The 13,681-nt window shown below is 66.7% G+C and carries 9 protein-coding genes; 5 read left to right on the forward strand and 4 right to left on the reverse strand.

The annotated features are described in order from the left end of the window. Positions 1-12 precede the first annotated feature (12 nt). From L880_RS0119685 to L880_RS0119695, 3 genes are all read left to right on the forward strand, one after another. Complete coding sequence (locus L880_RS0119685; protein WP_027477130.1) at positions 13-2,646, forward strand: circularly permuted type 2 ATP-grasp protein; 2,634 nt, start codon at positions 13-15, stop codon at positions 2,644-2,646. A 4-nt stretch (positions 2,647-2,650) separates the two neighbouring features. Next, entirely contained in the window at positions 2,651-3,553 is a 903-nt protein-coding gene (locus tag L880_RS32950; protein ID WP_043330023.1) for a transglutaminase family protein, read from the forward strand. Positions 3,554-3,665: 112 nt separating this feature from the next. Continuing rightward, positions 3,666-4,121, forward strand: a complete 456-nt coding sequence (locus L880_RS0119695; protein WP_027477131.1) for a RidA family protein — start codon at positions 3,666-3,668, stop codon at positions 4,119-4,121. A 94-nt stretch (positions 4,122-4,215) separates the two neighbouring features. On the opposite strand, the gene L880_RS0119700 is transcribed toward L880_RS0119695, so the two are convergent. The 4 genes from L880_RS0119700 to L880_RS0119715 form a co-directional block, all read right to left on the reverse strand. Then, positions 4,216-5,964, reverse strand: coding sequence for a methyl-accepting chemotaxis protein (locus tag L880_RS0119700; protein ID WP_043330025.1), 1,749 nt, complete (start codon positions 5,962-5,964; stop codon positions 4,216-4,218). 155 nt (positions 5,965-6,119) lie between these two features. After that, positions 6,120-8,462: a DNA topoisomerase IV subunit A gene (parC, locus tag L880_RS0119705; protein WP_027477133.1), complete on the reverse strand. Its 2,343-nt coding sequence runs from the start codon at positions 8,460-8,462 to the stop codon at positions 6,120-6,122. Further along, complete coding sequence (locus L880_RS0119710) at positions 8,459-9,331, reverse strand: lytic transglycosylase domain-containing protein (protein ID WP_027477134.1); 873 nt, start codon at positions 9,329-9,331, stop codon at positions 8,459-8,461. The genes parC and L880_RS0119710 overlap by 4 nt, the downstream gene beginning before the upstream one ends. Further along, positions 9,309-11,288: a DNA topoisomerase IV subunit B gene (locus L880_RS0119715; RefSeq protein WP_027477135.1), complete on the reverse strand. Its 1,980-nt coding sequence runs from the start codon at positions 11,286-11,288 to the stop codon at positions 9,309-9,311. The genes L880_RS0119710 and L880_RS0119715 overlap by 23 nt, the downstream gene beginning before the upstream one ends. A 122-nt stretch (positions 11,289-11,410) precedes the next feature. On the opposite strand from L880_RS0119715, the gene L880_RS0119720 reads away from it, so the two are divergent. Together L880_RS0119720 and L880_RS0119730 are read left to right on the forward strand one after the other, a co-directional pair. Continuing rightward, entirely contained in the window at positions 11,411-12,622 is a 1,212-nt protein-coding gene (locus L880_RS0119720) for an MFS transporter (protein WP_027477136.1), read from the forward strand. Positions 12,623-12,864: 242 nt separating this feature from the next. Next, entirely contained in the window at positions 12,865-13,680 is an 816-nt protein-coding gene (locus tag L880_RS0119730) for an SDR family oxidoreductase (protein WP_027477137.1), read from the forward strand. Position 13,681: the final 1 nt, after the last annotated feature.

The following is a 13,681-nucleotide window of genomic DNA, read 5'->3' on the forward strand; positions in this document are numbered from 1 at the left end:
ACAATACCGCCCGTGGAACCAAGCTCCCCCCTCTCGTCAGAACCCTCCGACACCCGCCCGCCCCTGCAGGCGGGTGATCTGGTGCTGCCCGCCACCAGCGGCCATTTCGACGAATTGCGCGGCCAGGAAGCCCAGGCGGCCGAGCCGGGCGAAGCGGGCGACGACACCTCCACGCTACCCGGCTTCACCGGCCCCTGGAGCGACTTCTTCAAACACCTGGGCAGCGAAGGCCTGGCCGATCTGGACCACCGCGAGGCCAGCCTCAAGCGCCAGATCCGGGACAACGGCGTCACCTACAACGTCTATGCCGACGCCTCGGGCCCACAGCGGCCCTGGTCGCTGGACCTGTTCCCCCTGATCATCAGCCCCGAGAGCTGGCAACAGATCGAAGCCGGCGTGCTGCAGCGCGTGCGCGTGCTCGACCGCGTGATGGCCGATGTCTACGGCCCCCAGCACCTGTTGTCCAGCGGCCTGCTGCCGGCCGCCCTGGTGCAGGGCCACCCCGGCTATCTGCGCGCCATGAAGGGCGTGAAGCCGGTGGGTGGCAGCCACCTGCACATTGCCGCCTTCGATCTGGCGCGTGGCCCCGACGGCAACTGGTGGGTGGTGTCCCAGCGCACCCAGGCCCCCTCTGGCCTGGGCTACCTGCTGGAAAACCGGCTGGCCGTGTCGCGCCAGTTCCCCCAGGCTTTCGAGGCCATGCAGGTGCAGCGTCTGGCCGCCACCTACCGCGCGCTCATCGAAGGCCTGAAGGCCATGAGCCCGGCCGGCGCCGATTCCCACATCGCCCTGCTGACCCCCGGCCCCTACAACGAAACCTATTTCGAGCACGCCTACCTGGCGCGCTACCTGGGCCTGACCCTGGTTGAAGGCAGCGACCTGACCGTGCGCGACCAGCGCCTTTACCTGAAAACCCTGCAGGGCCTCAAGCCCGTGCATGGCCTGCTCAAGCGCCTGGACGACGAGTTCCTCGACCCGCTGGAGCTGCGCCCCGACTCCACGCTGGGCGTGCCGGGCCTGCTGCAGGCGATCCGCGCCGGCAATGTGCTGGTGGCCAACTCACCGGGATCGGCCTTCCTCGAGTCGCCGGCCCTGCTGGGCTTTCTGCCCGCTCTGGCGCGGCACCTGCTCAACGAGGAACTGCAATTGCCCGCCTTGCCCACCTGGTGGTGCGGCGAGCGCGCGGCCCTGGAAGACGCACTGCCCCTGCTCGGTGAATCGGTGATCAAGCCCACCTACCCGGCCAGCGCCGGACGGCACTGGTTCGAATCGGTCTCGGGCCCCACGCTGTCTCAGCGCCAACTCGATGAATGGGCGGGCCGCATCCTGCGCCAGAGCGACGAGCACACGGTGCAGCAGCGCCTGCCCCTGTCGCAGATCCCGGTGTGGCGCCAGGTCAAGGGTGAGGGCCGGCTGGCCCGCCGCTCGGTGATGCTGCGTGTTTTCGCTGTGGCCGACGGCCCGGGCTCCTGGCGCGTGCTGCCGGGCGGCATGGCGCGCATTGCCAGTGCCAATGCCGAAATCGCCTCGATGCAGCGCGGCGGCAGCAGTGCCGACGTGTGGGTACAGACCGAGGGGCGCGTGGACAGCACCAGCCTGCTCAACCCCCATCCGGGCGTGGCTGCCGTGGTGCAGCGCAAGCGCCTGGTCACCAGCCGTGCGGCCGAGAACCTGTTCTGGCTGGGCCGCTACACCGAGCGCACCGAGAACACACTGCGCCTGGCCCGCCTCACGCTCGCCTGCCTGAACGGCGACGATCAGTCTGCTCAGCCCCTGCTGGCCTGGCTCAGCGACATGGCCGTGCTCGGCGGCCTGGTGCTGCCCAGTGTGCCCCCGGCCACCCAGGCCCGCCGCGTGTTCGAGCGCTCGCTGATCGACGGCCTGGACAAGACCGGCCACGCGAACAGCGTGGGCTTCAACCTGCGTGCCTTGCGGCATGCAGCCTCTGCAGTGCGTGAGCGGCTGTCGCAAGAGCACTGGAACGTCATCACGCAGGCCGAGGAAGAGTTCTTCAACCGCTGCAAGGCAGCGGCATCGAGCGGCGCCATGGGTTCGGCCGATGCCCTGCAAACCCTGGAGATCACCAGCGGCCATCTGGCGGCCATCACCGGTGGCCAGACCGACCGCATGACCCGCGACGATGGCTGGCGCCTGCTGTCCATCGGGCGCCACATCGAACGTCTGGCCTTTCTGGCCTCGGCGCTGTCGCTGGGCCTCAAGGCAGGGGCCCTGCACGACGATGCCGGCTTCGAGGCCACCTTGGCGCTGTTTGACAGCACCATCACATTCCACGCCCAGTTCCAGCAAAGCCGCGAACTGCCCGCCCTGCTCGATCTGCTGGTGATGGACCGCGACAACCCCCGCTCGCTGGCCTGGGTGGCCCAGACCCTGCGCGGTCGGCTGGCCCGCCTGGCCGGCAGTGCACCGGGGCAACTGAGCACCCTGTCGCTGCTGATCCCCAACCCCGACATCTGGAGCCTGGAGCAGCTGTGCAGCGAAGAGGCGCACCTGGAGCCCAGCGACACCCAGCCGCCGCTGGCCGAGCTGTTGGCCCTGTGCACCAGTGCGGCCTACAACATCTCCGACGAAATCAGCGCCCAGTACTTCACCCACTCGGGTGAGGCACGGCAAAGCCTGGGAGCCTGAAGCCATGCGACTCGGCATCACCCACGAGACCCGCTACGACTACAGCCCCCAGGTGGAAACCGCCCAGCACATGGCGCACCTGAAGCCCCTGCAGACGGCCACCCAGACCCTGGTCAGCCACCGGCTGGAAATCCAGCCCGAGGCCGCGCAGACCAGCGAAACCCGTGACGTGTTCGGCAACGCCCGTGCCTTCTTCTCGCTGCAGACCGCCCACGACGAGCTATGCGTGCTGGCCCACAGCGTGGTCGAGACGCACGAGCCCCCGCAACCGCCCCTGGGGCCCGACGGCAGCCTGCCCTGGGAACAGGTGCGCGAACGCTTCCGCTACCGCGCCGGTGGCCGCTACGACCCGGCCGCCGAGTTCGTGTTTCCGTCGGTCTATGTGCCGCGGCACGACGATTTTCTGGCCTATGCCCGCCCGAGCTTCGGGGCCGGCGTCAGCGTGCTCGACGGGGCCCAGTCACTGATGCAGCGCATCTTCGAAGACTTCACCTACGCCTCCAACAGCACCGAGATCAACACCCCGGCCGTGGAGGCCCTGGCCCAGCGCAAGGGCGTGTGCCAGGATTTCGCGCACATCATGATCGCCTGCCTGCGCGGGCTGGGTCTGCCAGCCCGCTACGTCAGCGGTTACCTGCTGACCACGCCGCCACCCGGCCAGCCGCGCCTGGTGGGCAGCGATGCCTCCCACGCCTGGGTGGCGGTGTATTCACCCGGCGAAGATGGCGGCCTGGGCCAATGGTTCGACTTCGACCCCACCAACAACCGCTCCCCGGGTGAAGACTATGTGACCCTGGCGATCGGCCGCGACTACGCCGATGTGTCGCCCATGCGCGGGGTGATCCACGGCGGGGCCAACCACCGCCTGAACGTGGCCGTGACGGTTGAGCCCTTGGATATTCAATAACTTCTTTTCAAGACGCAGAAGGCCGGCTCACGGTGCGGCTGCGGCGGCAAGACGGCACAATGCGTCTTTCGGCTTCGGCCGGCCCGCCCAACCCTTCTCAGGACGCCTTTTCATGAGCATTTACGACAAGCTGCAAGCGCTGAACATCCAACTGCCGCCCGTGGCCGCCCCGGCTGCGGCCTATGTGCCCTTTGCCCAGACCGGCAATCTGGTCTTCCTCTCGGGCCACATCGCCAAGAAAGACGGCAAGCCCTGGGTCGGTCAGTTCGGCCGCAACATCGGTACGGAAGAAGGCAAGGCCGCTGCCCGTGCCGTGGCCATCGACCTGATGGGCACCCTGCACGCCGCCGTGGGCGACCTGAACAAGGTCAAGCGCATCGTCAAGGTGATGAGCCTGGTCAACTCCAGCCCCGACTTCACCGAACAGCACCTGGTCACCAATGGCGCCAGCGAACTGCTGGGTGAAGTGTTCGGCGAACGCGGCGCCCATGCCCGCAGCGCCTTCGGCGTGGCCCAGATCCCGATGGGTGCCTGCGTCGAGATCGAACTGATTGCCGAGATCGAGTAAACACCGATTCCGATGCGCCCCAGACAAAAAGCCCGGCATCGCCGGGCTTTTTGTTTGCGCTCTCAGTCAAAGGGGCAGCATCCGCGAAAGCCGCTCAAAAACTTTCCCAGTCGTCCTGGGCGCCGGCGGCTGCAGCGGTGGCCAGGCGGGGCGCAGCGGGCGCCGGGGCCTTCGGGGCCTTGGCGGCCGACAAGGCCGGCGCTGGGGCCGACCGGGCCACGGGCTTGGCGGGCTGGGGAACCTGAATGTGGGGGGCCTTGGCCGGCGCGGTGCGCAGCGGGGCCAGGCTGACGGCCTGCCCGGCCACCTTGAAGGTGGCCACCACCTGGGCCAGCTGCTCGGCCTGCTCGCGCAGGCTTTGCGCGGCGGCGGCGCTCTGTTCGACCAGGGCGGCGTTCTGCTGGGTCATCTGGTCCAGGCTGGCCACGGCCTGGTTCACGTGGGCGATGCCGCCGCTTTGCTCATTGGCCGCGGCGGTGATCTCACCGATCATGTCGGTCACGCGGCGCACCGAACTCACGATGTCGCCCATGGTCTGGCCCGCATCGGTGACCAGGCGGGTGCCGTTTTCGACCCGCTCGACCGAGGCGCTGATCAGGGTCTTGATCTCGCGGGCGGCTTCGGCACTGCGCTGCGCCAGGCTGCGCACCTCACCGGCCACCACGGCAAAGCCACGGCCCTGCTCACCGGCGCGGGCGGCTTCGACCGCCGCATTCAGGGCCAGGATGTTGGTCTGGAAGGCAATCCCGTCGATCACGCCGATGATGTCGGCGATGCGCTTGCTGCTGGTCTGGATCTCGTCCATGGTGGACACCACCTGCTGCACCACGGCACCGCCTTTTTCGGCCACCAGCGAGGCACTGGCGGCCAGGCTGCTGGCTTGCTGGGCCGACTGCGCGCTGTGCTGCACGGTGTTGGTCAGGTTGTCGAGTGCCGAGGCGCTCTGCTGCAGATTGCTCGAGGTCTGCTCGGTGCGCATCGACAGGTCGTTGTTGCCGGCGGCGATCTCGCTGCTGGCCAGGGCGATGCTGTCGGTGCTCTGGCGAACCCGCGACACGGTCTGGGCCAGCGATTGGCTCATGGCCACCAGCGAACGCAGCAACTCGCCGAATTCGTCCTGCCGATCCGTTTCCAGCGTGCTGCTCAGATCGCCTTCGGCGATGCGGGCCGCCAGGCGGTTGGCCTGGCTCAGCGGCTTCACGATGCTGCGGATCAGGCCGTAGGCGCCCCACAGGATGGCGATCACGATGAGGGCGATGCACACCGCGGCCACCTTCACCGTGAACAGGCGAGACTCGCCAATGCGCTGCTGGCTTTCCTGGGCATGCTGGTGCTGCAGCGTGACAAAGTCGTTGAGATCGCCCAGGTAGGTGGCCAACGCTGTTTTGAAAGGGCCATTGGCCAGTTGGACCACCTCGTCGGCCTGCCCTGCGGCCCGCAGTTGGCGCCCCTGCTCACGCAAATCCAGCATCACCTTGCGGCTGGCCGCGATCTTGGCCAGTTGGGCCTTGTCTGAGGGCTCATCGGCCACGGCCTCGATGGCCTTCTGCAACTCGCCAATCTGCGCCGTGGTGTTGGCGATCGCCTCCTTCAAGGCCACGGCCAGTGCAGGATCGGCGCTGAGCAAAATGGAGTAGGTGCGCGCCGAATTGGCCTGGGTCAGGCCCGCCCAACGCGTGGCCTTGTCGATGCGCGCCGCATAAGCCGCCGTCTGGCGGTCGCTCTCGGCCTGGACCGCCGCAGAGCGGTAGGCCGAGAAACCGATCACGCCCAACAGGGCCCCGATGATCAAGGCCACCGCCAGCCACAACTTGGTGGCCATCTTCAAATTGGCAATCTTCATGTTCCGCTCCTCAGAGTCCGGTGAGCCGACCTTCCGGTGAGCATAGACCCAAGAATCAGACAGATGGCCATGCCAAGGTGAAGATCGGGGTTTACACCTTGTTAACAGTAGCGATTGTAATCATATTTATCGAAATTTATTGATAAATACCAATTTCACTCAATTCTTGTGATCACTTCGGGTTTGAAGCCCAGATCGGCCGCCTTGCCCTTGCGCCCGCGCAGGGCACGTGCGTTGTTGAGCGAGCGGATCTCCAGGGTCTCGTCCCGGGCCTTGCCACCGCGCCCGGTGCCGGCGATGCGGATGCTGCGGGTGTAGGCCGCAGCACCGGCCAAGGTGTCTTTGGGCTCGAGGTCGATCAGCATCAGGCCACGGCCGCCCTTTTCCATGTTCTTGAGTTCGCTGATCTCAAAGGTCAGGATGCGGCCACCGGTGGAGGCGCACACCACATGGGTGGCCGGCAGCAGCGCTTGAGAGCCACTGCTGTGGGCCACGTGCGAGGGTTTGCACACGGTCTCGCCTTCGCCCAGCGTGACAAAGGCTTTGCCGCTCTTGTTGCGCGAGACCAGGTTTTCCAGGGTGGCCAGGAAGCCGTAACCGCCTGAGCTGCTGAGCAGCACCGTGGCCTGGGCCGGTCCGGCAAAGTAGTGGGCCGGCTGGGTGCCGGTTTCGAGTTCGATCAGGGTGGTGACGGGCTGACCATCGCCCCGCGCACCCGGCAGGGTGGACACCGGCACCGAGTACACGCGCCCATTGCTGCCCAGCACCACCAGCAGGTCGACCGTGCGGCATTCAAACGTGCCATAGAGGCCGTCGCCGGCCTTGAAGGCAAAGCTGCCGGGCTCATGACCATGACCGTTGCGGGCACGCACCCAGCCCTTTTCGGACACCACCACGGTGACCGGCTCGTCGATCACCTTGACTTCGGCCACGGCACGCTTCTCGGCCTGGATCAGCGTGCGGCGCGGGTCGGCAAACTGTTTGGCATCGGCCTCGATCTCCTTGATCATCAGGCGCTTGAGCGAGCCGGGGTTGGCCAGGATGTCTTCGAGCTTTTGCTGCTCGCCACGCAGTTCGGACAACTCCTGCTCGATCTTGATGGCCTCCAGCCGCGCCAACTGGCGCAGGCGGATTTCAAGAATGTCTTCAGCCTGCCGGTCCGACAGCTTGAAGCGGGCGATCAGCGCGGCCTTGGGCTCGTCGCTGTGGCGGATGATGGCGATCACCTCATCGATGTTGAGCAGCACCAGTTGCCGCCCTTCCAGGATGTGGATGCGGTCCAGCACCTTGTCCAGGCGGTACTGTGAACGGCGCTTGATGGTGCCCTGGCGGAACTCGATCCACTCCTCGAACATCTGGCGCAGCGACTTCTGCACCGGGCGGCCGTCCAGGCCGATCATGGTCAGGTTGATCGGTGCGGTGGTCTCCAGGCTGGTGTGGGCCAGCAGGCTGGTGATCAGCTCGGGCTGGCTGATCTTGCTGGTCTTGGGCTCGAACACCAGGCGCACCGGGGCATCCTTGCTGGATTCGTCGCGCACCGCGTCCAGCACGGCCAGCACCGTGGCCTTGAGCTGGGTCTGCTCCTGGGTGAGGGCCTTCTTGCCGGCCTTGACCTTGGGGTTGGTCAGCTCTTCGATCTCTTCGAGCACGCGCTGGCTGCTGACGCCGGGCGGCAGCTCGGTCACCACCAGTTGCCACTGGCCGCGCGCCAGCTCTTCGATCTTCCAGCGGGCCCGCACCTTGAGCGAGCCGCGACCGCTGCGGTAGGCGTCGGCAATGTCGGTGCTGCTGCTGATGATCTGGCCGCCGCCAGGATAGTCGGGGCCGGGCACCAGGGTGAACAGTTCGGCTTCGCTCAGCTGCGGATTGCGGATCAAGGCCACGCAGGCGTCGGCCACCTCGCGCAGGTTGTGGCTGGGGATCTCGGTGGCCAGGCCCACGGCGATGCCACTGGCGCCATTGAGCAGGGCAAAGGGCAGGCGCGCCGGCAGGTGCGTGGGCTCCTGGGTCGAGCCGTCGTAGTTGGGGATGAAATCCACCGTGCCTTCGTCGATCTCGTCGAGCAGCAGGCTGGTGATCTTGGACAGGCGCGCCTCGGTGTACCGCATGGCGGCGGCACCATCGCCGTCACGGCTGCCGAAGTTGCCCTGGCCGTCGATCAGCGGGTAGCGCTGGTTGAAATCCTGCGCCATGCGCACCAGGGCGTCGTAGGCGGCCTGGTCACCGTGGGGGTGGAAGCGGCCCAGCACATCACCCACCACGCGCGCGCACTTGACAGGCTTGGCCGCCGTGTTGCCGCTGAAGCCCAGGCCCATGCGGTCCATCGAATACAGGATGCGGCGCTGCACGGGCTTTTGCCCATCGCACACATCGGGCAAGGCGCGGCCCTTGACCACGCTGAGGGCGTATTCCAGGTAGGCGCGCTGGGCGTAGCTGGCCAGGCTCAGGCCGTCATCACTCTCGCCGGAAGCTAAATCTAGGGTCGGTTGGTCACTCATGGGGTCTCGATGGCAGACGGTTGCGGGGGCGCGAACGACAACTCGTTCAGGCCCGGGGAAAGACGGGGTTCAATCATGTTGGCGCGGCCGATGGCGCCGCCGGGCACCGGCAGCCACTCCAGGCGGGGCCGGGCCTGGCTGCGCCGCTGCTCCAGCACCTGCGGCGGCGGCTTGAGCAGCGCATAGAGCTGGGTCACGGTGCGCACATAGTTCTGGGTTTCACGGATGTTGGGCACCTGCTGCCCGGCGCGTTGCACCGCGCTGACGCCTGCGTTGTAGGCGGCCAGGGCCAGCTCGAGCCGGTTGTCGAACAGGTCCAGCAGATGGCGCAGGTAACGGGTGCCGGCCTGCAGGTTGATGCGCGGGTCGGTCAGCCGTTTTTCGATCGGTTGGCGGGCATCGCCCACCACACCGTATTGCTCGGCCGTGGGCGGCATCACCTGCATCAGGCCGACGGCGCCGCGTGGCGACACCGCATTGGCATCAAAGCCCGACTCGGTGGCGATCAGGGCCTGCAGCAGCTCGAAATCGACCCGGTGCAACTGGGCGGCCTCGCGCATCTGCAGCTTGACGCGCTTGTAGCCCGGCGACACCTCGAAAAAGGCCAGCAGCCGGGGCTGCAGCGTGGGCACGGCCACCGCACGCGGCGTGTCGGCCCGGGCCGGCTCGCCCTCTTGCGCGGCATTGCCCCGGTAGAACAGCTCGTAGCGATCGTCCAGGCGCTCGGCCGCAAAATGCGGCGTGCCCCGGGCGTCCACATAGCCCCACACCTCGGCGCGGGCCGGCGCCAGCCAGCCGGTGGCCAGCCCCAGGGCGATCAGCAGCAGCCGGGCCAGGCGGCGCGGCTCAGATGTCGATCTCGACCGCATCGCCATGCAGTTCCATGAGCTCGCGACGCGCCGCGGCCTCGCCCTTGCCCATGAGCTTGGTGATCAGGCCCTCGGTGTCGGCAAAGCTCTGGTCGCCCAGTTTGACGGGCAGCAGTCGACGGGTGTCGGGGTTGAGCGTGGTGTCCCACAGCTGCTCGGCGTTCATCTCGCCCAGGCCCTTGAAGCGGCTGATGGTCCAGCTGCCTTCGCGCACGCCTTCCTTGCGCAACTTGTCGAGGATGGAGGCCAGTTCGCCCTCGTCCAGGGCATACACCTTGGAGGCCGGCTTCTTGCCACGCGCCGGGGCATCGACGCGAAACAGCGGCGGGCGCGCCACGAACACATGGCCGGCCTCGATGAGCTTGGGAAAGTGGCGGAAGAACAGCGTCAGCAGCAGCACCTGGATGTGCGAGCCGTCCACGTCGGCGTCGGACAGGATGCACACCTTGCCGTAGCGCAGGCCCGACAGATCAGGGCTGTCGTTGGGGCCATGCGGATCGACCCCGATGGCCACCGAGATGTCGTGGATTTCGGTGTTGGCAAACAGGCGATCGCGCTCGACCTCCCAGGTGTTGAGCACCTTGCCACGCAAGGGCAGGATGGCCTGACTCTCCTTGTCGCGGCCCATCTTGGCGCTGCCGCCGGCCGAGTCGCCCTCGACCAGGAACACCTCGTTGTGGCTGATGTCACGGCTTTCGCAATCGGTCAGCTTGCCGGGCAGCACGGCCACGCCCGAGCCCTTGCGCTTCTCCACCTTCTGGCCTGCACGCTGGCGGGTCTGGGCGGCCTTGATGGCCAGCTCGGCCAGCTTCTTGCCGTATTCGACGTGCTGGTTGAGCCACAGCTCCAGCGCCGGCCGCACAAAGCTCGACACCAGGCGCACCGCATCGCGCGAGTTCAGGCGCTCCTTGATCTGGCCCTGGAACTGAGGGTCCAGCACCTTGGCGCTGAGCACATAGCTGGCCCGCGCAAACACGTCTTCGGGCAGCAGCTTGACGCCCTTGGGCAGCAGCGAATGCAGCTCGATGAAGCTCTTGACGGCATTGAACAGGCCATCGCGCAGGCCGCTGTCGTGGGTGCCGCCATTGCTGGTGGGGATCAGGTTGACGTAGCTCTCGCGCACCGGCTGGCCTTCTTCGGTGAAGGCCACGGCCCAGGCCGCGCCCTCGCCGTCGGCAAAACTGTCGTTGCTGCCGTCGGCAAAGCCCTCGCCTTCGAACAAGGGGATCACCGGGTCGGTGTTCAGCGTCTGCATCAGATAGTCGCGCAGGCCGCCTTTGTAGAGCCAGTTCTGGCTTTCCTTGGTCTTTTCGTTCACCAGCGTGACCGACACGCCGGGCATCAGAACCGCCTTGCTGCGCAGCAGGTGGGTCAGCTCGCCCATGGGCAGGTTGGGCGACTCGAAGTACTTGGCATCGGGCCAGACCCGCACCGTGGTGCCCTGCTTGCGGTCGCCCTCAGCGGCACCGCCGGCCGCGCGGGTGACCAGGGGTTCGATCACGTCGCCGGCCGCAAACACCAGCTTGGCCACCTTGCCTTCACGGTACGAGGTGGCCTCCAGACGCACGGCCAGGGCGTTGGTGACGCTCACCCCCACCCCGTGCAGGCCCCCCGAGAAACTGTAAGCCCCGCCCTTGCCCTTGTCGAACTTGCCACCCGCATGCAGGCGGGTGAAGACCAGTTCGATCACGGGGGCATTTTCCTCGGGGTGCAGGCCGAAGGGGATGCCGCGGCCATCATCTTCCACACTGACCGAGCCATCGGCGTGCAGGGTGACCTTGATCTTCTTGCCGTGCCCGGCCAGGGCCTCGTCGGCGGCGTTGTCCAGCACTTCCTGAATGATGTGCAGCGGGTTGTCGGTGCGGGTGTACATGCCCGGCCGCTGCTTGACGGGTTCAAGCCCCTTCAGGACGCGGATCGAGCCTTCGGAATATTCGGTCGTAGGTTTGACTGCCATGGCGCGGATTGTAGTGCGCAGAGGCGCCCAAACTGGATGCGCATACAGGAAGCGAGTGCGGAGCTTTGTCACGGTCCCCGGGGTGATCTGCAAGCAAACGTTGAATTGGCTACATTTCCCGCATGAGTTCACAACCCAAAAATCTATCGATGGCCCAGGTTCTGATCTGCGGAGCGGCCATCGTCACGCTGTCGATGGGCATCCGCCATGGCTTTGGCCTGTGGCTGCAGCCCATCACCCAGGACCAGGGCTGGCCTCGCCAGACCTTTGCCTTGGCAATCGCGATCCAGAACCTGTCCTGGGGCCTGTGCGGCATCTTTGCCGGCATGGTGGCCGACCGGCTGGGCGCCTTCAAGGTCTTGCTGGGCGGGGCTCTGCTGTACGCGCTGGGCCTGGCTGGCATGGCACTGTCGACCAGCCCGTTGACTTTCGCGCTGACGACCGGCGTGTTGATCGGCGCGGCCCAGGCCGGCACCACCTATGCCGTGATCTACGGCGTGCTGGGCCGGCAGATCTCGGCCGAGAAGCGCTCCTGGGCCATGGGCGTGGCCGCCGCGGCAGGCTCGTTCGGACAGTTCCTGATGGTGCCCGTGGAAGGGCAGCTGATTGCCCAGCTGGGCTGGAAAGAGGCCTTGCTGACCCTGAGCCTGATGGTGCTGATGATCGTGCCCCTGGCCTTCGGCCTGCGCGAGCCGGGATTTCAGGGCGGCGCCCCGGTCAAACGCCAGCAGACGATTGTTCAGGCCCTGGCCGAGGCCTTCAAGTACCCCAGCTTCCAATTGCTGATGGCGGGCTATTTCGTCTGCGGCTTCCAGGTGGTGTTCATCGGGGTGCACATGCCCAGCTACCTGAAGGACAAGGGCCTGTCGCCCCAGGTGGCCAGCTATGCGCTGGCCCTGATCGGTCTGTTCAATGTGTTCGGCACGTACATCGCCGGCAGCCTGGGCCAGCGCATGGCCAAGAAGAACATCCTGGCCTTCATCTACTTCGCGCGCGCCGTGGTCATCAGCATCTTCCTGCTGGTGCCGCTGTCGCCCGCCAGCGTGTATGTGTTCGCGGCCGTGATGGGCGCGCTGTGGCTGTCCACCGTGCCGCCCACCAATGCCACCATCGCGCAGATCTTCGGCGTGCAACACCTGTCCATGCTGGGGGGCTTTGTCTTCTTCAGCCACCAGATCGGCTCTTTCATGGGGGTCTGGCTGGGTGGCTACCTGTATGACCGCACGGGCAGCTATGACATCGTCTGGTACCTGTCCATTGCCCTGGGCGTGTTCGCCGGCCTGGTGAACCTGCCGGTGCGCGAAGCCCCCATCCAACGGCCTGCCATGGCCTGAACGCGGGGTCATGCAAGCCACCCCACCCCAAGCAAGGGCACCGCACACCTGGCGCTCCCGCGCTGCGCATGCCCTCGCCTGGGTGCTGGTGGCGGGCCTGTTGGCAGCGGTGTTTGCCCTCTATGCGCAAGGTGATTTCTTATTGACACTCGCCAACCAGCTCTGGGCCTGTTTCTGAGTGCATCCGATGGATGCCGGGCCTGGGCGATGCCAATGAATCAGAGGGGAAAGAGGGGAACAGGATGAAGACCATGGTTGTGACCGGTGCCTCCGACGGCATCGGGGCCGAAGTGGCAAGACAGCTGGCGCGCCAGCACGGCCGGGGCCTGGCCCTGGTGTTGGCCGCGCGCAGCGCCGCCAAGCTCAACGAAGTGGCCCTGCAATGCGCCAGCCATGGTTGCGACACCCTGGTGGTGCGCACCGATGTGTCGGACGAAGAAGCCTGCCGGCACCTGATCGAAGCCACGGTGGCGCGCTTCGGCCGCCTGGATGTGCTGATCAACAACGCCGGCATGTCGGCCCATGCCTTGTTCGAAGACGTGGCCGACAACGACCTGCACTGGTATGAAGACCTGATGCGCATCAACCTCTGGGGCAGCGTGTGGTGCACGCATGCCGCCCTGCCGCATCTGAAAGCCACCCAGGGCAGCATCGTGGCCGTGTCCTCGCTGGCCGGGCTGGTCGGCGTGCCGGGTCGCACCGCCTACAGCGCCAGCAAATTCGCCATGACCGGCTTCTTTGAGGCCCTGCGGGCCGAGTTGCGCCACAGCGGCGTCAGCGTCACCACCGCCTACCCCGGCGTGGTGGCCACCGACATCCGGGCCCGTGGCTACAACGCCCAGGGCAAGGCGGCCGGGCGCAGCGGACTCAAGGAGGACAAGGCCATGACCGTCGAGGAATGCGCGCGCCTCATCCTGCGCGGCCTGGCCCGGCGCGATCGGGAAGTGGTCATGAGCCTGCAGGGCAAGCTGGGGCGCTGGCTGAAGCTGCTGGCCCCGGGCCTGGTCGAAAAGATGGCCCTCAAGGCCTTGCACGACGACGTGCGCCCCGGGCATTGAA

The sequence above is a fragment of the Curvibacter gracilis ATCC BAA-807 genome, assembly GCF_000518645.1.
Lineage (GTDB): Bacteria > Pseudomonadota > Gammaproteobacteria > Burkholderiales > Burkholderiaceae_C > Curvibacter > Curvibacter gracilis.

Bases quoted from the DNA above. Each gene is read 5' to 3' on its own strand.
- L880_RS32950 (WP_043330023.1), top strand. From the start codon at position 2,651: ATGCGACTCGGCATCACCCACGAGACCCGCTACGACTACAGCCCCCAG.
- L880_RS0119695 (WP_027477131.1), top strand. From the start codon at position 3,666: ATGAGCATTTACGACAAGCTGCAAGCGCTGAACATCCAACTGCCGCCC.
- L880_RS0119700 (WP_043330025.1), bottom strand. From the start codon at position 5,964: ATGAAGATTGCCAATTTGAAGATGGCCACCAAGTTGTGGCTGGCGGTG.
- parC (WP_027477133.1), bottom strand. From the start codon at position 8,462: ATGAGTGACCAACCGACCCTAGATTTAGCTTCCGGCGAGAGTGATGAC.
- L880_RS0119710 (WP_027477134.1), bottom strand. From the start codon at position 9,331: ATGCGGTCGAGATCGACATCTGAGCCGCGCCGCCTGGCCCGGCTGCTG.
- L880_RS0119715 (WP_027477135.1), bottom strand. From the start codon at position 11,288: ATGGCAGTCAAACCTACGACCGAATATTCCGAAGGCTCGATCCGCGTC.
- L880_RS0119720 (WP_027477136.1), top strand. From the start codon at position 11,411: ATGAGTTCACAACCCAAAAATCTATCGATGGCCCAGGTTCTGATCTGC.
- L880_RS0119730 (WP_027477137.1), top strand. From the start codon at position 12,865: ATGAAGACCATGGTTGTGACCGGTGCCTCCGACGGCATCGGGGCCGAA.